The sequence below is a fragment of the Pseudomonas sp. PDM01 genome, assembly GCF_014852325.1.
GTDB lineage: Bacteria > Pseudomonadota > Gammaproteobacteria > Pseudomonadales > Pseudomonadaceae > Aquipseudomonas > Aquipseudomonas migulae.
Genome location: NZ_JACVBK010000005.1, coordinates 211470 through 232017, shown reverse-complemented (window position 1 = coordinate 232017; position 20548 = coordinate 211470). Strand labels below are relative to the sequence as shown.

The following is a 20548-nucleotide window of genomic DNA, read 5'->3' as shown; positions in this document are numbered from 1 at the left end:
CCCACCAAACGGTGGGCTTCGTGTTTACAGCAACTCGATCAGAACAACTTCAGCTTCGGCGCTTCTTCTTTCAGCGGCTCGACTTTCGCAGTCTGCTCGTTCCAGCCACCGCCCAGTGCCTTGTACAGGTTCACGGCGCTGGTCAGTTGCGCCAGGCGGTCGGTGATCAGCGCCTGTTGGGCACTGAACAGCTGACGCTGGGCATCGAGGAAGGTCAGGTTGCTGTCGACGCCAATGCGATAACGACGCTCGGCCAGACGGTAGTAGTCCTGGTTGGCGGTGACGAAATCACGCTGGGCCTGCAACTGCTCGGTGTAGGTCTGGCGGGCGGCCAGGCCGTCGGCGACTTCCTGGAAGGCCGTTTGAATGGACTTCTCGTAGTTCGCCACGCCGATGTCTTTCTGGATTTTCGAGTAATCCAGGCTGGCGCGCAGGCTGCCGGCGTTGAAGATCGGCAGGTTGATTTGCGGCTGGAACAACCACGTGCCCGAACCACCCTTGAACAGGCCGGACAGGTCCGGGCTCAACGTACCGGCATTGGCGGTGAGGCTGATGCTCGGGAAGAACGCTGCACGCGCCGCGCCGATGTTGGCGTTGGCTGCTTTCAGGTTGTATTCGGCTTGCAGAATGTCCGGACGACGTTGCAGCAGGTCCGACGGCAGGCCAGGCGGTACGTCGCTCAGCAGGTCGTCAGACAGCGGCCTGGCTTCCCGCAGATTGGCCGGGATACCGGTGCCGAGCAGCAGCACCAGGCTGTTTTCATCCTGGGCGACCTGGCGGGTGTAACGGGCCAGTTGCGCACGGGCGTTTTCCACCGAAGTGCGCGACTGCGCCAGATCCAGCGCCGAGGCTACGCCCACTTCGTTGCTGCGCGCGGTGAGCTTGTAGCTCTCCTCGAACGCAGCGAGGGTGTCCTGAGTCAGCTTGCGCAGCTCTTTGTCGGCCTGCCAGGTCAGGTAGGCATTCGCCACGCTGGCCACCAGGCTGATTTGCGTGCTGCGACGGCCTTCTTCAGTGGCGAAGTACTTCTGCAGGGCTTCTTCGTTCAGGCTGCGAACCCGACCGAACAGGTCGAGTTCATAGGCGCTGATGCCGACGGTGGCCGAGTAGGAACTGGTGATGCCTGCCTGACCGCTCTGTGAAGCGTCAGCCGGAACCCGCTGACGGCTGCCGGTACCGTTGGCCGAAACCGCCGGGAACAGGTCGGCGCGCGAGATGCGGTACTGCGCCGCAAACGCGTCGATGTTCAGCGCCGCGACACGCAGGTCGCGGTTGTTTTCCAGGGAAAGCTGGATCAGCTGCTGCAGCGCAGGGTCATGGAAAAACTGCTTCCAGCCTTGTTCGGCGGCGGCCTGGCTCGGCGCCTGGGCCGGCGAATACGCCGGGCCTTGCGGGTACTGGGCGGCCACCGGTGCTTCAGGCTGCTGATAATCAGGTATCAGCGAGCAGCCGCTCAGCACGAAGGCCGCGACTGCGATGGAGAGTAGCGACTTGCTCATTAGCCAGCCTCTTTAGAAGGTTCAATAGCGTCGTCCTGATCGGCGATTTTTCGCTGACCCATGGCCGACACGGTGACGAAGAACAACGGGACCCAGAAGATCGCCAATACGGTGGCGGTGATCATACCGCCAATTACCACGGTACCGATGGCGTGTTGGCTGCCCGAGCCGGCGCCGCTGGAAATGGCCAGCGGCACTACGCCGAGAATGAACGCCAGGGAGGTCATGATGATCGGGCGCAAACGCATGCGGCAAGCCTCGATGGCAGCCTCTTGCAAGCTCTTGCCCTGTTCATGCAGATCCTTGGCGAACTCGACGATCAGAATGGCGTTTTTCGCCGCCAGACCGATGGTGGTCAACAGACCCACGAGGAAGTACACGTCGTTGGACAGACCCCGCAGGCTGGTGGCCATCAACGCACCGATAATCCCCAGTGGCACCACGAGCACCACGGCAATCGGAATCGACCAGCTTTCATACAACGCTGCCAGGCACAGGAACACCATCAGAATCGACAGCGCGAACAGCGCCGGCGCCTGGGAGCCCGCCAGTCGTTCTTCATACGACAGACCGGTCCAGGAAATACCGACACCGGCCGGCAGTTTCAGGGCAAGCGCCTCGACTTCGGCCATGGCTTCACCGGTGGAATAACCCGGGGCAGGGGAGCCGAGGATTTCCATCGCTTCTACGCCGTTGTAACGGGCCAGTTTTGGCGAACCGTAAATCCACTCACCCTTGGCAAACGCGGTGAAGGGAACCATGGTCCCGGTGCTGTTGCGCACGTACCACTTCTTCAGGTCTTCAGGGCTCATGCGCGCGCCGGGCTGGCCTTGCACGTAAACCTTCTTCACACGACCACGGTCGATGAAGTCGTTCACATAGCTACTGCCCAAGGCAATCGACAGGGTGTTGTTGATGTCGGCGATGGTAACGCCCAGCGCACTGGCCTTCTCGTCGTCGATTTCCAACTGGAATTGCGGCTCGTCGTTCAGACCGTTCGGGCGCACTTGCGCCAGCACTTTGCTCTGCGCCGCCATGCCGAGGAACTGGTTACGGGCAGCCATCAGCTTTTCGTGACCGATACCGGCGCGGTCTTGCAGGAACACGTCGAAACCGGTGGCGTTACCCAGCTCCAGCACCGCTGGCGGTGCGAAAGCGAACACCATGGCGTCACGGAAGGTGAAGAAGTGCTGTTGGGCACGGGCCGCGACTTTGAACACGTTGTTGTCGGCGTTACGTTCGTGCCACGGCCTCATCATGATGAACGCCATACCCGAACTCTGGCCACGGCCGGCGAAGTTGAAGCCGGTCACGGTAAACACCGAGTTCACCGCATCGCCTTCACCGCCATCCTTGCTTGGACGCAGCAGGAATTCACGCATCTCGTCCACGACGACCTGAGTGCGCTGGGCAGTCGAGCCGGCCGGGGTCTGCACTTGAGCAAACAGTACGCCCTGGTCTTCCTCCGGGAGGAACGAGGAAGGAATACGCATGAACAACCAGATCATGCCGATGACGATGATCACGTAGGCCAGCAGGTACGGCGCCTTGTTGCGCAGAATGTTGCCGACGCCACGCTCGTAGCTTTTCACGCTACGGTCGAAGTTGCGGTTGAACCAGCCAAAGAAACCGCGTTTCGGCACGCCGTGCTCGCCCTTGGGAATGGCTTTTAGCATGGTGGCGCAGAGCGCCGGGGTGAAAATCAGCGCGACCAGTACCGACAGGGCCATGGCCGAGACGATGGTGATCGAGAACTGCTTGTAGATCACACCCGTGGAGCCGCCGAAGAACGCCATCGGCAACAGTACCGCCGAGAGCACCAGGGCAATACCGACCAGCGCACCCTGGATCTGCCCCATGGATTTCTTGGTGGCTTCCTTGGGTGACAGGCCTTCTTCGCTCATGACCCGTTCGACGTTTTCCACCACGACGATGGCATCGTCCACCAGCAGGCCGATGGCCAACACCATACCGAACATGGTCAGGGTGTTGATGCTGAAACCGAACGCCGCGAGGATGCCGAACGTACCCAGCAATACCACCGGCACGGTCATTGTGGTGATGACGGTGGCGCGGAAGTTCTGCAGGAACAGGAACATCACCAGGAACACCAGCACGATCGCTTCGACCAGGGTTTCAACCACACCCTTGATCGACTCGGTCACCACTGGCGTGGTGTCGTACGGGAACACCACTTCCATCCCTTGCGGGAAGAACGGCTTGAGGCTGTCGATGGTCTTGCGCAGCGCTTTCGCGGTGTCGAGGGCGTTGGCACCGTTGGCCAGTTTCACCGCCAGGCCGGATGCCGGGGCGCCGTTGAACTGGGCGTTGATGCTGTAGTTCTCGCCACCCAGACCGACGTCGGCGACATCTTTCAAGCGAACCTGGGAGCCGTCCTTGTTGACCTTGAGCAGGATTCTGTTGAATTGCTCAGCGGTCTGCAGGCGGGTCTTGCCGATGATTGTCGCGTTCAACTGAGTGCCGGGCAGGGCAGGCAGGCCGCCGAGCTGGCCGGACGATACCTGGACGTTTTGCGCGGCGATGGCGGTTTTGACGTCGATCGGGGTCAGGTTGAAGTTGTTCAACTTGGCCGGGTCGAGCCAGATACGCATGGCGTACTGGGAACCGAACACCTGGAAGTCGCCCACGCCGGCTGTCCGCGAGATCGGATCCTGCATGTTGGACACGATGTAGTTGGACAGGTCGTCCTTGGTCATGCTGCCGTCACGCGAGACCACGCCGATCACCAGCAGGAAGTTTTTCACTGCCTTGGTCACACGGATACCTTGCTGCTGTACTTCTTGCGGCAGCAGCGGGGTGGCCAGGTTCAGTTTGTTCTGGACCTGAACCTGCGCGGTATCGGAGTTGGTGCCTTGCTCGAAGGTCGCGGTGATCGTCATGGTGCCGTCGGAGTTACTTTCCGAGGACACATAACGCAGGTTGTCGATACCGTTGAGCTGCTGCTCGATCACCTGAACCACGGTGTCTTGCACGGTTTGCGCGGAAGCGCCTGGGTAGGCCACGGAGATGGCGATCGCCGGAGGCGCAATGCTCGGGTACTGGTTGATCGGCAACTTGAGGATCGATAGAGCCCCGACCAGCATGATCACCAGGGCAATTACCCAGGCGAAAATCGGACGGTCGATAAAAAATTTCGACATGGTTTACTCCCCTTTGCCGCTGGAAGCCTTGTTAGCTGCCTGTGCGGGGGCCGGGTTCTTTGCGCCAACGTTAGTCGCCTCAGTGGCCTTGACTTCAACGCCAGGTTTGACGAATTGCAGCCCTTCGGTGATCAGGCGATCGCCGGCTTTCAGGCCGTCCTCGATCAGCCACTGGCTGCCGACAGTGCGGCTGGCCTTGAGCTGACGCAGCTCGACCTTGTTGTCCGCACCGACGACCAGCGCGGTCGGGGAGCCTTTGAGGTCGCGGGTCACGCCTTGTTGCGGCGCCAGGATGGCAGCTGCATTCACGCCGGCCTGAAGCTGGGCGTGAACGAACATGCCGGGCAACAGGGTGTGATCAGGGTTCGGGAACACCGCACGCAGGGTGACGGAACCGGTGGTCTGGTCAACCGAGACTTCGGAGAATTCGAGCTTGCCGTCGAGCTTGTACTGGCTGCCGTCTTCGAGGGTCAGCTTGACCGCCGCCGAGTTGTCGCCGGCCTTTTGCAGACGACCGCTTTCCAGTTCGCGGCGCAGTTCAAGCAGCTCTACCGAGGACTGGGTGACATCGACGTAGATCGGGTCGAGTTGCTGGATCACCGCCATGGCGTCCGCCTGGCCACTGGTGACCAGTGCGCCTTCGGTCACGCTGGAACGACCGATGCGACCGGACAGTGGCGCATAGACCTTGGTGTAGCGCACATTGATCTGGGCGCTTTGCAGGGCGGCTTCCGATTGCAGGCGGTTGGCCTGTGCGGTGTCGTATTCCTGACGGCTCACAGCCTGTTCGTTGACCAGTTGCTTGTAGCGATCGGAGATCGACTTGGTCTGTTGCAGGTTGGCTTCGGCGCTTTTCAGCGTGGCTTCATAGACGGCTGGATCGATCTGATACAGCTGTTGGCCGGCCTTGACGTCGCCGCCTTCCTTGAACAGACGTTTGAGAATGATGCCGTTGACCTGCGGGCGAACTTCCGCGATGCGGTAGGCGCTGGTGCGGCCCGGCAGCTCGGACGTCAGGGTGAAGGCTTGAGGTTGCAGGGTGACGACGCCGACCTGAGGCGGTGGAGCGGCCGGTGCCGCTTCTTCCTTTTTGCATCCGCTGAGCAGCGATGCCAAGGCGACGGCAGTGACCAGAGCGGTAACAGCTGGCTTGAATTGCATGAAAATCCTCGGGTCAGGCGCGCAAAAAAACGCACAAGAAAAGATGGAAGGTTAAAAATTGGGTACCGGGTGGATAAGTAGCTTGCTAAGGAATATACTTACATTCACGGTTGTTTGTAAATACCTTGGCTGTGTACCCTCGCTGTTACAGAGGCCGTCGCAAGGTTGGAATTGTAGGCCCGGGGACGAGTCCCAAGAGCGCTCGCCCCACTTTTATTCAGCTGATATTCAGACATCGCTGAAGCATCCTGATTGAGGTTGTACTGCCATGGTCCGTCGCACCAAAGAGGAAGCTCAAGAAACCCGCAGCCAGATACTCGAGGCGGCCGAAAAAGCCTTTTTCGAGCGGGGCGTGGCCCGCACGACGCTGGCGGACATCGCAACCCTGGCCGGCGTCACCCGTGGCGCCATCTACTGGCATTTCAGCAACAAGGCCGATCTGGTGCAGGCCATGCTCGACAGCTTGCATGAGCCCCTTGATGAGCTGGCCAAAGCCGCGGAGAGCGAAGACGAGCTCGATCCGCTGGGCTGCATGCGTCGGTTGCTGATTCATTTGTTTCATGAAGTTGCGCTGGACCCCAAGACCCGGCGCATCAACGAGATTCTGTTTCATAAGTGCGAATTCACCGATGAAATGTGCGATCTGCGCCAGCAGCGCCGAACGGCCAGCCTCGAATGCAACACGCGCATTGGCCTGACCTTGCGTAATGCCGTGAATCGCGGGCAGTTGCCGGAAAACCTCGACACCGCCCGTGCGGCCATCAGCATTCATGCCTATATAGATGGCCTGTTGTACCAATGGTTGCTCGCGCCGGACAGTTTCCAGCTGCATACCGAGGCCGAGCGTTGGGTCGATACCGGGCTGGACATGCTGCGTTTCAGTCCCAGCCTGCGAAAGTGAAGCAACATGCGTAATTGGATCCGTTTATGTCAATAGACGCGGGCGAAGATCAACTCTTCGCCCGCGTTGGCGTACTGGGGTGCTTTTATATAGGGACGCGCTCCGGGATGACAGGTAGCGAGCTACGTATTTTGTAGGAAATTTGTGTCGCAGATGTGAAAAGGTAAGAGCGATCCCCCAGTGGTCGCTGCTTCAGCCCAGTGTGATTTCCACCTCGAAGTTGAAAGGCTGATCCTCTGCCATGCTGGTGATTTTGGTGGAACAATTGATTTTGGATGAGCCAATGGAGGTGACGGTGTTTTTTACCGTTGCCCTGTGTATTGGCGAAATAACGCCGAAGGATTTGTTCATGATCATGCCGAGCTCAAAACGTACTCCGACGTTCTGATCGATAAAATCTACGAACTGATTGAACATAATTTTGTTCTTCGGCCACGGCGCGGCGTACGTATAGGCAAAATCGGATTTGATTGCTGTCTTTGCGTGAGCCTGGAGCAGGAATGACTCACGCTCTGATGGGCGTAAAGGCAGACTGGTTTGTGCGATTTTAAACGTGTGCGGTGTGTTGTTAATGAGTTTGACGATCACGCGAGTGTTTTTCGGGCTTTCATCTTGATGTCGCCACTGTTCGATTTTCTGATTCAACTCGCGCTCTGATTCAATCTTTTCGAGGTGGCCGATTAATTCCACTTGGGCGATCCCGATCAACTCATCCAGTGCTTGCTGATTCTCTTCGCTGAATAGTAGTGGTGTCAGGTTGTAAAGTGTGCCAATGGAAGTGTAATTGAAAAACGATAGTAAATCTTCGTACTTGTTACTGGTTTCTTTGATGTCGTTCATGTCGATTCCTTTCGATCAAACACGTGGTTCCCGGTCTGGGTGGATTGCGGCTCAGCGATCCATGATGACGGCCAGCATGTTGTAGTTGTAGGGATAGTTATCGCTCGTGTCTTCAAGAAAAGACTGGCTGAAAATGGGGACTTCCCCAATGGACAACGCGTTGTGTTCCCAGAAGAAATCAACTTCCGGCCGCCGATGATTCAGGCGTTTACGGTGCGTGTATTGAAAAGCCGTTTTGATATGCACCGTCTGACGGTAATTGGTGTAAATGGCCTGAGCGCTGAAAACGGTTTTTCTGATGCCGTATTCGATATTAATGCTTTGCGGCAATTGTGGGTTGCCTTCCAAGACGATTAACTGAGTACTCAGTGGCATGATTTTGGAGGGGAAGGCTGGCGGGGTATCGTCCAGCATGACGTCGTTGCGCCATAATATCGAGTCTGTGAAGTTGCTAAGGGTTAATGTAAAAGTAAGTTTGTTTGCGGGGGAGTTGTCCATTTCAGATCACTTGTTGGTTATGTTGTTGTTTGAAATTAACCCCGCTATAAGTGCTGTTGCAATACAGATGTTGTTTCATTAGTTTAGCGTTTTCCAAATAAAAAACCCCGGGTGTTTCTACCCGGGGCTTTTTATTTAAACGGAGCTTACATTACCGGGTAGTCGATGTAGCCGACCGGGCCCTTGCCGTAGAACAGCTCCGGACGCGCTTCGTTCAGCGGCGCATCGGCTTTCAAGCGTGCCGGCAAATCCGGGTTGGCAATGAACGGCACGCCGAAGGCGACCGCGTCAGCCTTGCCGCTGGCCAGCCAGGCGTTGGCGCTGTCCTTGGTGAAGCGTTCGTTGACGATGTACGGACCGCCGAAGGCTTCCTTGATTTGCGGGCCGAGGCTGTCGGTGCCTTCTTTTTCGCGGGAGCAGATGAACGCGATGCCACGTTTGCCCAGTTCGCGAGCGACGTAGGTGAAGGTTTCGGCGAGGTTGTCGTCACCCATGTCATGGGAGTCGGCACGCGGTGCCAGGTGCACACCAACGCGGCCGGCGCCCCAGACTTCGATGGCGGCATCGGTCACTTCCAGCAGCAGGCGAGCACGGTTTTCCACGGAGCCGCCGTATTGGTCGGTGCGCTGGTTGGTGCTGCTTTGCAGGAACTGGTCGAGCAGGTAACCGTTGGCACCGTGGATTTCCACGCCATCGAAACCGGCGGCCTTGGCGTTTTCGGCACCGATGCGGTAGGCGTCGACGATGTCGGCGATTTCAGCGGTTTCCAGGGCGCGCGGCGTCGGGTAATCGGCCAGTGGGCGAACCAGGCTGACATGGCCTTTGGGCTGGATGGCGCTCGGTGCGACCGGTTTTTCGCCGTTCAGGTACGACTCGTGGGAAACCCGGCCGACGTGCCACAGTTGCAGGAAGATCTTGCCGCCCGCGCCGTGGATCGCCTTGGTGACGTTGGTCCAGCCGCGCACTTGATCGTTGGACCAGATGCCCGGGGTGTCCGGGTAGCCAACGCCCATCGGCGTGACCGAGGTGGCTTCGCTGAGGATCAGGCCGGCCGAGGCGCGTTGAACGTAGTACTCGGCCATCAGCGCGTTCGGCACACGACCTTCGTCGGCGCGGCAGCGGGTCAGCGGAGCCATGATGATGCGGTTGGCCAACTCGAGGTCGCCCAGTTTGATCGGATCGAAAATAGTCGTCATGAAATGCACCCTCGTGAGGTATCAGTGAGTCAGTTGTTGGTAGCAGGGGCCAGTTCGGGATTACCGCTCTGACGGAAAGTAATCAGGGTCACCAGCAGGGCGAGTACCGCCAGCGCGGCCGCCGCCAGTGGCACGCTGGTCAGGCCGTAGCCGTGGGCGATGACGCTGCCGCCGACCCAGGCACCGAGTGCGTTGCCGACGTTGAAGGCGCCGATGTTCAGGGTCGAGACCAGGTTCGGTGCAGCCTTGCCGTAGGTCACCACGTTCACTTGCAGGGCGGGCACGGCGGCAAAGCACGCGGTAGCCCAGAGGAACAGGGTGATTTCGGTCGGGATTAGCGCAACGCTGGTCCAGGTCAGTACGGTGGACACCACGGCCATGCTGATGAACACCCCGATCAGCGTCGCCGCCAGGCCTTTGTCGGCCAGTTTGCCGCCGATGATGTTGCCGACCGTCAGGCCCAGGCCGATGAGCATCAGGGTCCAGGTCACGCCGCGTGGCGAGACGCCGGTCACCTCGCCCAGCAGCGGGGCGACGTAGGTGAACAAGGTGAACACCGACGCGGCGAACAGCGCGGTCATGCTCAACGACAGCCAGATGCCGGCGCCTTTGAGGGCACGCAGTTCGGCGCGCATGTCGAGTTTCTCTTCATCGCGCTTGGCCGGCAGGAAACGGATCAGGCCGATCAAGGCGATTACGCCGATAACGGTCACCGCCCAGAACGTCGAGCGCCAGCCGGCTTGTTGACCCAGCGCTGTGCCCAGCGGCACGCCGAGGACGTTGGCCAGGGTCAGGCCGGTGAACATCAGGGCCACGGCCGAAGCGCGTTTGTTGGCTGGCACCAAGCCTGCCGCCACGACCGAACCGATACCGAAGAACGCACCGTGGCAGAGGGCAGTCACCACTCGGGCGAACATCAGCACGTTGTAGTCACTGGCCACTGCGCAGAGCAGATTGCCGATGATGAATATCCCCATCAACGCCACCAGTGCGGCCTTGCGCGGCAGCCTGGCGGTGGCCAGTGCCATGAACGGCGCACCGATGGCCACGCCCAGGGCGTAACCGGTCACCAGCCAGCCGGCACCGGGGATCGACACACCGAGGTCAGCCGCCACATCGGGCAGCAGGCCCATGATGACGAACTCGGTGGTGCCGATGGCGAAGGCGCTCAAGGCCAGGATGAGGAGCGAGAGGGGCATTGTTGATTCCTTGTCAGCTTAAGGGTCAGAGCTCTTTGCTGAAGGTTTTGAGGAATTCCTGGATGGTTTCCTCGTTGCGTTTGAAAAAGTGCCACTGGCCGACTTTGCGGCTGCTGATCAGGCCGGCGCGTTGCAGGGTCGCCAGGTGTGCGGACACCGTGGACTGCGACAAACCGCACCGTTGATCGATCTGCCCGGCGCAGACGCCGTGCTCGTTGCTGTGGGTCTGGTCGGGAAATTCGACGTCCGGGTCTTTGAGCCAGTGCAGGATTTCTCGCCGTACTGGGTGTGCCAGGGCTTTTATTATTTCGTCGAGGTCGAGGTTCATGGCTTGGGGCTCGTGATGAGTAAAACGTTATATCGCGATGAAGCGAACTTTAAATCGGTATTTCGCGATATACCAATATGATTTTGATCTGATGACCGCGCAAATCGGTATATCGGGTTATAACGATATGAATGCCGCAGTGTTAAGCTGGGCGGCATGAACTATCTCGCACATCTTCACCTCGGTGGCCAGCGTCCCGGTCAATTGCTCGGCAGTCTGTATGGCGATTTCGTCAAAGGACGGCTGCAAGGGCAGTTCGACCCGGAGATCGAGGCGGCTATCCAGTTGCATCGCAGCATCGACGTGTTTACCGACCGCCATCCGATGGTGGACGTGGCGTTGTCGCGGTTTTCCCTGACCCGCCGGCGTTATGCCGGGATCGTGCTCGATGTGTTTTTTGACCATTGCCTGGCGCGGGACTGGACGCTGTATGCCGACCGGCCGCTGGCGCTGTTCACCGGCGATGTGTATCGGGTGCTGTCCAATGAGCCGCAATTACCGGAACGCCTGGCGAGGATTGCGCCGCACATGGTGGCGAATGACTGGTTGGGTTCTTACCGGGAATTCGACGTGTTGGAGCAGGTACTGCGGGGGATTTCGCGGCGGTTGACCAGGCCCGAGGAACTGGCGGCGGCGATGCAGGAGCTGCGGGTGTTGTATGAGCCGTTGAGCGAGGATTTTCGGTTGTTCTATCCACAGCTCCAGGACTTCGCCCGGAACCGCTGACACAAAACCTGTAGGAGCGAGGCTTGCCCGCGAAGAACGATAACGCGGTATATCAGTTACACCGCAGCGTTCCCTTCGCGGGCAAGCCTCGCTCCTACAGAAAGGCAGTGTTACGCGGCGATGAGTTCGCCGGGGCGCCGTGGCTCTGCCGGTTTCGCCACTTCGCCAAACAACACCTTCTGCACCGCCTGCTGCGCTTCGAACGCCAGCGCCGCGCGTTCCCGGCCTTCGCAGGCAATCGGCTTGAGCAGATGAATCTCCACGTCGCCCCGGTCATTGGCAAACAAGCGCATCAGGTGCGAGAGCAAGTCATCATCGCCAATGAACGGCGCCAGCGAATCGACTTCACCCTCGCGCAGGTAACGAATCGCCAACGGTTGCAGCTTCGCTTGCGAATCAATCGCCGCCGACAGCAAGCGACCATGGAAGGTGCGCAACGAACGGCCATCGGTGGTGGTGCCTTCCGGGAACATCAGCAGCGGATGCGCTTGCTCCAGGTGGCGCGTCATCTGTTTGCGGATCAACTGACTGTCACCCGAACCACGGCGGATAAACAGGCTGCCGGCCTTGGCCGCCAACCAACCTGCTACCGGCCAGGTACGCACTTCGGCCTTGGACAGGAACGACATCGGCGTGAGCATGCCCAGCAGCGGAATGTCCGTCCAGGACACGTGGTTGCTGACCCAGAGCATCGGCTCCTTCGGCAATTCACCGTGCACGGTCACGCGAAAGGGCAGGGCATTCGCCAGGCGTGCCATGAAAAATCGCGACCAGCGCTGACGGCGGACCATCGAATGGGCGATGCCCAAGCGCTCGAACAAGCCGAAGACACTGGCCATGCTCAACCCCAATGCCACCACGACCAACACTCGCGCAATCCGCGCGTACACCCGCAAGCGGCTCATTACACAGCCGCCTTGAAGTGTTTGGCGTAGCGCGGGCAGAGTTCGTCGCGTTTGAGCAGGATGAACACGTCGGCGACCTGGAAGTCTTCGTCCCAGCACGGCTCGCCGCAGATCTTCGCACCGAGGCGCATGTAGGCCTTGAGCAGCGGCGGCATTTCGGCGATGACGTTGGAGGGGATGTCCAGAACCGGCAACGGTTTTTTCGGTTCGGCGCGCAGGTTTTCGGTGCACAGGTAACGTTCACGCAGACGCTGCATGATCGCGTGAGCCTGAATGCCGCCGTCCTGCATCGGGATGCTCGCGCACCCCATCAAATAGCTGTAGCCGCCCTGGTTCAGGACTTCGGCCAGTTCACCCCAGAGCACGGCGATGGTGCCGCCGTTGCGGTAGGCCGGGTCGACGCAGGTACGGCCGATTTCGAGGATCGGGCCTTTGAGTTGGATCAGGCCGTGCAGGCTGAATTCTTCTTCGCTGTAAAACTTGCCCAGGCTGCTGGCGGCGGTGTGGTCGAGCAAACGGGTGGTCGCCACCAGGCGACCGGTGTTCAGGTCACGCACGCCGATGTGGGCGCAGTGAACATCATAGTCATCCATGTCCAGACCCAGTTCCGCGCCTTTGAGCTTGGCGTTGAACTCGCCGCTGAACACGTTGAAGCGCAAAGCCTGGGCTTCCTGCAAGGCCTCGGCGCCCACCAGGCGTTCGGCTTGCAGGCGGCGTTCATTGCCGGTGTCGCTGATGCGGGCGATCTGAGTCATTGCGATTCTCCGTGCGGGCTGGTCACCCGTCTTGGGTTAGAGCCGATCGACTTTCTTTATGCGGCCGTGTTGTGCAAAGTCAGGCTATGTAGCCCCGGTGTCATCGCCATGAAGCTTTGGTGATGCTTATATGACAGCCCACAAGGAGCCTCTTATGCCCTGGCAAACCCTGTTGAAACGCCGCGATCGCTTGCCCGCCAATCCGGACCTCGGTGAAGGCTTCGCGACCTTGTTGCAGCAGTTGGGCACGGTCACGCCGTTTGAGTTGGCGGTGGGCGGTGGACGCCTGATGGCGACGCCGGGGCTGGCGTTTCTGGTGGGCTATCAGGCGGCATTGCGCATGCTGTGGCCGAGCGCGCCGCCGAGTCTTGGCGCGTTGTGCGCGACCGAGCAACGCAGCCTGCGGGTGGCGGACATGCAGACGCGCCTGAGCGAACTGCGCCTGAGCGGACGCAAGGATTTCGTGACCGCCGGCGATGCGGCCGACTGGCTGCTGATCGCTGCGCGAAGTGAAGCGCCTGGCGAGTCGCCGCGCCTGAGCCTGGCGGTGGTTTATCCCGGTGAGCCGGGTGTGCGTCTGGAAAAACTCCCGCCGATCCCGCTGATGCCGGACATCAGTCATGGCCGGCTGTTTCTCGACCATGCCTTGTGTGAATTGCTGGCGGGGGATGGCTGGGATGCGTACGTCAAACCGTTCAGAACGCTGGAAGACGTCTATGTGTTGAGCGCGATGACAGCGTGGTTGTATGGCGTCGGCCAGGACAGCGACTGGCCGCAGGCCTTGCAGTTGCGTTTGCTGGCGCTGTTGGCCGGGTGTGCGGAAATGAGCCGTCAGGCGCCGAACAATCCGGCGGGGCATGTGTTGCTGGGCGGGTTGTTTGCGCAGTTCGACGGGTTGAAGGTTGAGGTGAACCAGGCATTGGCCGATGGCCCGCCGCAGTGGGCGGCGATGTGGCAGCGGGATCAGGCTGTGATGGATTTGGCGGCGGGGGCGCGGGGCAAGCGGTTGGCCAAGGCGTTGGCGGCGATCTGACGGGCCTCTTCGCGGGCAAGCCTCGCTCCTACAGGAGAGCGCATACCTCTGTAGGAGCGAGGCTTGCCCGCGAAGGCGTCTTCATTGACGACACAAACTCCAGATCTGTCATAAACCTCAACTAGGCTCAGCAATCAAATCCGCCGAGCCCCCGCCATGTTCAAAGGCTTGTCCCTGTTTTTCATGCTGCTGCTCAGCCTCTCGACCCAGGCCGAAACCTGGCCCGCCGAGCAATGGTCGACTGGCCCGACCCTGAGCGGCCCGGCGCTGCAAGCCCTGGAAACCTACGCCTTCCCATCCCGTGATGACATCAGCCGAAAGGGCATCCGCACCGACGCCTTGCTGGTGATCCGCGACGGTCAGTTGATCTACGAACGCTACGTCGGCCCGACCAGCGCCGACACGCCGCACCTGACCTGGTCGATCAGCAAGAGCCTCATGGCCACGGTGCTCGGCGTCGCCTATGGCGAAGGCCTGTTCAAATTGCAGGACCCGGTGCTGAAGTTCTATCCAGCGCTGAAAAAACACCCGGCGATCACCCTGGCCGATCTGCTGCACTGGGCCTCGGGCCTGGACTGGCAGGAAGACTATGAATACGCACCGTTGAAGTCCTCGGTGGTGGCGATGCTCTACACCCGCGGCCATCACGACATGGCCGCCTTCACCACTGATCACGCCGAGTACGCCAAACCCGGCCAGGCTTTTCGCTATTCCAGCGGCGACAGCAATCTGTTGTCCGCTGCGCTGAAGAACATCGTCGGCCCGGCGCGTTATCCCGACTATCCATGGACCGCGCTGTTCGAGCCGCTGGGGATTCGTCACGCGGTGTGGGAAACCGACGGCACGGGCACTTTCGTCGCCTCGTCCTATGCCTACCTGACCGCCCGCGACCTGGCGCGAGTCGGCCTGTTGATGGCGCGTGACGGCCGTTGGGGGGACCGGCAATTGCTGCCCAAAGACTGGGTCACCTTCAATCGCGAGCCCTTCGCTCACTATCAAGCGAATCAGGACGACGCTGTGCCAGGCGGTCAGTGGTGGCTCAACCGCGCCGTGGATGGCGCCGCACAACCCTGGCCCGATGCACCCCCCGACACCTTCGCCGCACTTGGCCATTGGGGCCAGGCGATGTATGTGATCCCCAGCGAAAAACTGGTGATCGTGCGCTACGGCGACGACCGCGACGGTCGCTACAGCCACAACGCATTGCTCAACCTTGCGCGTAAGGCATTCGTCGGGAAGGTGCAGCCATGAGCCGTCGCCCGTTTGTCCGCCGCCGACCGTTCAGTTCGCTGTTGTTGATCCTGCTGATCGCCTTGCTTGGCTGGATCTGGCACGAGCGTGTGGCGCTATGGGCCTTCCCGGACATCATCAGCGCCTACACCGCCAAGGAATACTGCTCGTGCCGATACGTGATGAACAACGACGCCGAGTATTGCCGTGGCTATGTGAAGCAATGGCTGCCCTTCAGCGGTTTTGCCGATGACGCCGCCGGCAAACGCGTGACGGTCAGCGGCATGGGCCGCAGCAACAGCGCGCAATGGATCGGCGAACACCAAGGCTGCCGCCTGCAACCCTGACAGGTCGTCTTTGTAGGAGCCGGCTTGCCGGCGATGGCAATCTCAGGGACGCCATCGCCAGCAAGCCGGCTCCTACGGATTTGCGATGTGCTCAAGATTGAAGGTTCACGCCAAACCTGTAGGAGCCGGCTTGCTGGCGATGGCGATCTCAGGGGCGCCATCGCCGGCAAGCCGGGCTCCTACGGATTTGCGGTGTGCTCGAGAATTGAAGGTTCACGCCAAACCTGTAGGAGCCCGGCTTGCTGGCGATGGCGATCTCCGGAACGCCATCGCCGGCAAGCCGGGCTCCTACGGATTTGCGGTGTGCTCGAGAATTGAAGGTTCACGCCAAACCTGTAGGAGCCGGCTTGCTGGCGATAGCGATCTCAGGAACGCCATCGCCGGCAAGCCGGGCTCCTACAAGGGTGGTCTTCAATCTTCGCGGTTTGCAATGCGCTCGCGGACGGTTAAGGTTCGTTCAGGTTTATCTGCCCCACGAGTCTTTATGTTCAAGCGGTCCCTCACCAAAACCCTCGCCTTTGTGCTGCTGGCCAGCGCTACTTTGTCGGCTCAGGCCAATTGGTACCTGGACGGCGAATCCTCGCGGCTGTCATTTGTCAGCACCAAAAACGCCAATGTTTCCGAAGTGCAGCGCTTCCTGGTGCTGCACGGCAAGGTCAGTCCCAAGGGACTGGCCGAGGTGGAAGTCGAGCTGGATTCGGTGAACAGCGGCATCCCCTTGCGCGATGAGCGCATGCGCAAAGAGCTGTTCGAGATCCAGACCTTTCCCGAAGCGTTGATCACTGCGCAGATTGATTTGCGCCCGATCAACGACCTCGCCCCCGGTGCGCAACTCGAACTGCGCTTGCCGGTCACCGTCAACCTCCACGGCAAAACCCGTGAGTACAACGCCGAGTTGTTGGCGACTCGCCTTGATGACCGACGCTTTCAAGTGGTGACGCTCGAACCGCTGGTGATCAACGCCGAGGATTTTGATCTGGCGCCGGGGCTGGACAGCTTGCGCAAGGTCGCCGGGTTGTCGGCCATCAGTCTGTCGGTGCCGGTGGGTGCGGTGCTGATTTTCACGGCGCGCTGACATGGCCGGCGCGATTTTTCCCTGGCGTGAAGGCAACAGCTTCGAACTGCTGATTGACGGTCCGCAGTTCTTTCCGCGGATGTTGGTCGCGATTGCGCGCGCCGAGGAACAAGTCGAACTGGAGCTGTACCTGGTGGAGGCGGGTGCCTGTGCCGAGGCCATGGTTCAGGCACTGGTCCAGGCCGCCGAGCGCGGCGTGCGGGTGCGCTGCCTGTTCGATGATTACGGCAGCCTCGCGTTTACCCTGACCTTGCGTCAGCGGCTGATGGCGGCCGGCGTAGAGCTGCGCTTCTACAATCGCCTGAGCTGGCAGCGCTGGGTCGGTAATTTCTACCGCGATCATCGCAAGCTGTTGCTGGTCGATCAGAGCATGGCCGTGGTCGGCGGCACCGGTGTCACCGATGAGTTCTGGACGCCGGGCGAAGACGCCAGCGAATGGCACGAAGTGATGGTGGAAATCACCGGTCCTCTGGTCATCGACTGGCAGTTGTTGTTCGATCGCCAATGGATCGCCAACCGCCATCGCCGCGCCTGGAAACCTGCCTCGCATTTCGGTTTGCCGCGATTGCCCCGTGTGCCGCCGATGGGCGAGGGCATGGGCCGGGTCGCGTATGCCGACGCCCGCCAACACCGGGACATCCTGCAATCGCTGGTTCGTGCGCTGAACAGCGGACAAAAGCGAATCTGGCTGGCCACACCGTATTTCCTGCCGACCTGGAAAGTCCGCCGCTCGTTGCGTCGGGCAGCAGCTCGAGGCGTTGATGTGCGTCTGTTGTTGACCGGTCCGCGCACCGATCACCCGTCGGTGCGTTATGCCGGGCATCGTTACTACCCGCGATTGCTCAAGGCCGGGGTGCAGATCTTCGAATACCAGCCGTGTTTCCTGCACCTGAAAATGGTGCTGGTCGATGATTGGGTGAGCATTGGCTCATGCAACTTCGATCACTGGAATTTGCGATTCAACCTGGAAGCCAACCTTGAAGCGCTGGACCCGGGGCTGACACGGGCAGTGGCGGCGAGTTTCGAGCGGGACTTCGCATCGAGCCAGGAAGTCAGCCTGGAGGCCTGGCAACGCCGGCCGCTGTGGCGGCGGGTGAAGCAGAGGATCTGGGGATGGGTGGATCGGCTGGTGGTGAATCTGCTGGATCGTAGAGGCTGATCCCGGTTTTTTGAACACCACAAACCACTGTGGGAGCGAGACCGGCTTGCCGGCGATGAGGCCCTGACATTCAACATCTCAGTTGACTGTCAGGCCGCCATCGCCGGCAAGCCGGTCTCGCTCCCACAGGGAATAGAGGTTGGATCGTGATTTTTTTGTCGACCCATCCCTTGTAGGAGCCAGCAAGCCGGCTCCTACAGGAGATCGGGGGTTACAGGAGTTCGAAGCTCTGCTGCGTCACGTCCTGGGAATCCAGGCCGATCTGCACGTTGAACTTGCCTGGCTCTGCTGCGTACTTCAACTGAGCGTTGAAGAACTTCAGGTCATCCTCGGTGATGGTGAAGTGCACGACTTTCTGTTCACCGGCCTTGAGCGTGATTTTCTGGAAGTTCTTCAGTTCCTTCAGTGGCCGGATCATCGAGCCGGTCACGTCCTGGATGTACAACTGCACCACGGTTTCGCCGTCGCGCTTGCCGGTGTTTTTCACCATGACGCTGGCGTCGAGCTTGCCGGTCTTGTTCAGCGTGGTCGATGACAGGGCCATGTCGGTCAGGCTGAAATCGGTGTAGCTCAGACCGAAGCCGAACGGAAACAGGGGGCCGGTGGTGTCATCGAAATACTGCGAGGTGTAGTTGCCCGGTTTGCCCGGCGTGAACGGCCGGCCAATGCTCAGGTGGTTGTAGTAGGTCGGAATCTGGCCCACCGAACGCGGGAAGGTGATCGGCAGTTTGCCCGACGGGTTGTAGTCGCCGAACAGCACGTCGGCGATGGCGTTGCCGCCTTCAGTGCCGCTGAACCAGGTTTCCAGAATCGCGTCAGCCTGTTCCTTCTCCTGGAGAATCGACAGCGGACGTCCGTTCATCAACACCAGCACCAGTGGTTTTCCAGTGGCCTTCAAGGCGCGAATCAGTTCACGCTGGTTTTCCGGAATATTCAGGTCGGTACGGCTGGAGGACTCGTGGGACATGCCACGGGATTCGCCCACGGCTGCCACCACCACATCGGCATCCTTGGCGGCTTTCACCGCTTCGTCGATCAGCACTTGTGCCGAGCGCGGGTCATCGACCACTTCCGGTGCGTCGAAGTTGAGGAAGTTCAGGTAATCCAGCGCCTTCTTGTCGCTGGTGATGTTGGCGCCACGGGCGTAGATCAGTGTCGACTGCGCACCGAGTGCGGTGGTCATACCGTCGAACAGTGTCACCGATTGCGCAGGGCGACCGTTGGCGGCCCAACTGCCCATCATGTCGATCGGTGCCTTGGCCAACGGACCGACCAGCATGATTTTCGCGGTTTTCTTCAGCGGCAGGGTTTCGCCCTGGTTCTTCAGCAACACCAGGCTGCGGCGCGCAACGTCGCGGGCCTCGGCGCGGTGCAGGCGGCTGTCGGCGTTAGTGTCGACCGGATCATCTTCAGCCTTGCCGATGCGCAGGTACGGATCCTTGAACAGGCCCATGTCGTACTTGGCATCGAGCACCGCTCGCACAGCATTATCGATGTCGCTCTGCTGGATCTCGCCGGCCTTGAGCAGCCCTGGCAGCTCCTTGCCGTAGAGCGTGTCGTTCATGCTCATATGAATGCCGGCCTTGATCGCCAGCTTCGCGGCTTCGCGGCCATCAGCGGCAACGCCGTGCTTGATCAGCTCGAAAATCGCCCCGTGGTCGCTGACCGCCAGGCCTTTGAAGCCCCATTCCTTGCGCAACAGGTCGTTCATCAGCCAGGTGTTGGCGGTGGCCGGTATGCCGTTGATCGAGTTCAACGCGACCATGACCCCACCAGCACCGGCGTCAATCGCGGCGCGGTACGGTGGCAGGTAATCCTGGTACATCTTGACCGGGCTCATGTCGACGACGTTGTAGTCGCGACCGCCCTCGACCGCGCCATACAAGGCGAAGTGCTTGACGCTGGCCATAATGCTGTCGGCCGCGTTCGCGCCGGCGCCCTGGAATGCCTTGACCATCACGCCGGCGATGCGCGACACGAGATAGGTGTCTTCACCGAAACCTTCGGAAGTACGGCCCCAGCGCGGGTCACGGGAGATGTCGACCATCGGCGCAAAAGTGAGGTCGACGCCGTCCGACGCAGCTTCCTTGGCGGCGATGCGCCCGGACAGGCCGATGGCGTCCATGTCCCAGCTCGAGGCCAAGGCGATAGGGATCGGGAAAATCGTGCGGTGGCCGTGGATCACGTCGTAGGCGAAGAACATCGGGATCTTCAACCGGCTGCGCATCGCCGCGTCCTGCATCGGACGGTTTTCCGGGCGGGTGATCGAGTTGAACGTACCGCCGATGTTACCGGCGGCAATTTCCTTGCGGATCAGCTCCCGAGGCATTTCCGGGCCGATGCTGATCAGGCGCAACTGGCCGATTTTTTCATCGAGGGTCATCTGCTTCATCAGGTTGCTGATGAAAGCGTCCTTGTTTTCCAGAGGTGTGGGCGTCGTGGCGGCCAATACGTTATGACTGGCCAGGCTGACGAACAGGCCCAGCAAACACAGCTTCTTCATGAATGGTTTTCTCAAAAGCCCAAACGGCAGTG

18 protein-coding genes are annotated in these 20548 nt (G+C 60.3%); 7 read left to right on the top strand and 11 right to left on the bottom strand.

What is annotated here, in order from left to right; genetic code table 11:
- Positions 1–38: 38 nt before the first annotated feature.
- The 3 genes from emhC to emhA are packed head-to-tail and all read right to left on the bottom strand — an operon-like array spanning position 39 to position 5821.
- On the bottom strand, positions 39–1499 hold the full coding sequence (gene emhC / locus IB246_RS14785; protein WP_008039450.1) for an efflux RND transporter outer membrane subunit EmhC: 1461 nt from the start codon (positions 1497–1499) through the stop codon (positions 39–41).
- Positions 1499–4660, bottom strand: a complete 3162-nt coding sequence (gene emhB, locus IB246_RS14780) for an efflux RND transporter permease subunit EmhB (RefSeq protein WP_008039452.1) — start codon at positions 4658–4660, stop codon at positions 1499–1501. The genes emhC and emhB overlap by 1 nt, the downstream gene beginning before the upstream one ends.
- A gap of 3 nt (positions 4661–4663) precedes the next feature.
- Positions 4664–5821, bottom strand: coding sequence for an efflux RND transporter periplasmic adaptor subunit EmhA (gene emhA, locus IB246_RS14775; protein WP_008039454.1), 1158 nt, complete (start codon positions 5819–5821; stop codon positions 4664–4666).
- Between the two features lie 268 nt (positions 5822–6089).
- On the opposite strand from emhA, the gene emhR reads away from it, so the two are divergent.
- Entirely contained in the window at positions 6090–6722 is a 633-nt protein-coding gene (emhR, locus tag IB246_RS14770) for an efflux system transcriptional repressor EmhR (RefSeq protein ID WP_008039456.1), read from the top strand.
- A gap of 192 nt (positions 6723–6914) precedes the next feature.
- Here the strand turns inward: emhR and IB246_RS14765 are convergent, their stop codons facing one another.
- The 5 genes from IB246_RS14765 to IB246_RS14745 form a co-directional block, all read right to left on the bottom strand.
- Positions 6915–7562 carry a hypothetical protein gene (locus tag IB246_RS14765; protein WP_008039458.1) on the bottom strand — a complete coding sequence of 216 codons (648 nt, stop codon included), beginning with the start codon at positions 7560–7562 and terminating at the stop codon, positions 6915–6917.
- A gap of 51 nt (positions 7563–7613) precedes the next feature.
- Entirely contained in the window at positions 7614–8060 is a 447-nt protein-coding gene (locus IB246_RS14760) for a hypothetical protein (RefSeq protein ID WP_008039459.1), read from the bottom strand.
- Positions 8061–8206: 146 nt separating this feature from the next.
- The gene (locus IB246_RS14755; RefSeq protein ID WP_008039461.1) at positions 8207–9256 is read right to left on the bottom strand and encodes an alkene reductase; all 1050 of its coding nucleotides are present in this window, start codon (positions 9254–9256) and stop codon (positions 8207–8209) included.
- Positions 9257–9285: 29 nt separating this feature from the next.
- Entirely contained in the window at positions 9286–10455 is a 1170-nt protein-coding gene (locus IB246_RS14750; protein WP_008039463.1) for an MFS transporter, read from the bottom strand.
- A gap of 25 nt (positions 10456–10480) precedes the next feature.
- Positions 10481–10783 carry an ArsR/SmtB family transcription factor gene (locus IB246_RS14745; protein WP_008025677.1) on the bottom strand — a complete coding sequence of 101 codons (303 nt, stop codon included), beginning with the start codon at positions 10781–10783 and terminating at the stop codon, positions 10481–10483.
- A gap of 156 nt (positions 10784–10939) precedes the next feature.
- Between IB246_RS14745 and IB246_RS14740 the strand changes: the two genes are divergently transcribed.
- Complete coding sequence (locus IB246_RS14740; RefSeq protein ID WP_008039479.1) at positions 10940–11509, top strand: ACP phosphodiesterase; 570 nt, start codon at positions 10940–10942, stop codon at positions 11507–11509.
- A gap of 110 nt (positions 11510–11619) precedes the next feature.
- Here IB246_RS14740 and IB246_RS14735 read toward each other — a convergent pair whose 3' ends face one another.
- Together IB246_RS14735 and olsB are read right to left on the bottom strand one after the other, a co-directional pair.
- Positions 11620–12414, bottom strand: a complete 795-nt coding sequence (locus IB246_RS14735; protein WP_008039480.1) for a lysophospholipid acyltransferase family protein — start codon at positions 12412–12414, stop codon at positions 11620–11622.
- The gene (olsB, locus tag IB246_RS14730; protein WP_008025682.1) at positions 12414–13169 is read right to left on the bottom strand and encodes an L-ornithine N(alpha)-acyltransferase; all 756 of its coding nucleotides are present in this window, start codon (positions 13167–13169) and stop codon (positions 12414–12416) included. The genes IB246_RS14735 and olsB overlap by 1 nt, the downstream gene beginning before the upstream one ends.
- Positions 13170–13323: 154 nt before the next feature.
- Here olsB and IB246_RS14725 point away from each other — a divergent pair, with 154 nt between their 5' ends.
- From IB246_RS14725 to IB246_RS14705, 5 genes are all read left to right on the top strand, one after another.
- A complete protein-coding gene (locus IB246_RS14725) occupies positions 13324–14202 on the top strand; it encodes an acyl-CoA dehydrogenase (RefSeq protein ID WP_008039481.1) in 879 nt (292 codons plus the stop codon).
- A 156-nt stretch (positions 14203–14358) separates the two neighbouring features.
- Positions 14359–15453: a serine hydrolase domain-containing protein gene (locus tag IB246_RS14720; protein ID WP_008039482.1), complete on the top strand. Its 1095-nt coding sequence runs from the start codon at positions 14359–14361 to the stop codon at positions 15451–15453.
- Positions 15450–15779 (top strand): hypothetical protein, encoded by a 330-nt coding sequence (locus IB246_RS14715; RefSeq protein ID WP_008039483.1) that lies wholly within the window; start codon positions 15450–15452, stop codon positions 15777–15779. The genes IB246_RS14720 and IB246_RS14715 overlap by 4 nt, the downstream gene beginning before the upstream one ends.
- 484 nt (positions 15780–16263) lie before the next feature.
- Positions 16264–16854, top strand: a complete 591-nt coding sequence (locus IB246_RS14710) for a YceI family protein (RefSeq protein ID WP_008039484.1) — start codon at positions 16264–16266, stop codon at positions 16852–16854.
- 1 nt (position 16855) lies between these two features.
- Complete coding sequence (locus tag IB246_RS14705) at positions 16856–18013, top strand: phospholipase D-like domain-containing protein (RefSeq protein WP_008039490.1); 1158 nt, start codon at positions 16856–16858, stop codon at positions 18011–18013.
- A 211-nt stretch (positions 18014–18224) separates the two neighbouring features.
- On the opposite strand, the gene bglX is transcribed toward IB246_RS14705, so the two are convergent.
- Entirely contained in the window at positions 18225–20516 is a 2292-nt protein-coding gene (gene bglX, locus IB246_RS14700; protein WP_008039492.1) for a beta-glucosidase BglX, read from the bottom strand.
- Positions 20517–20548: the final 32 nt, after the last annotated feature.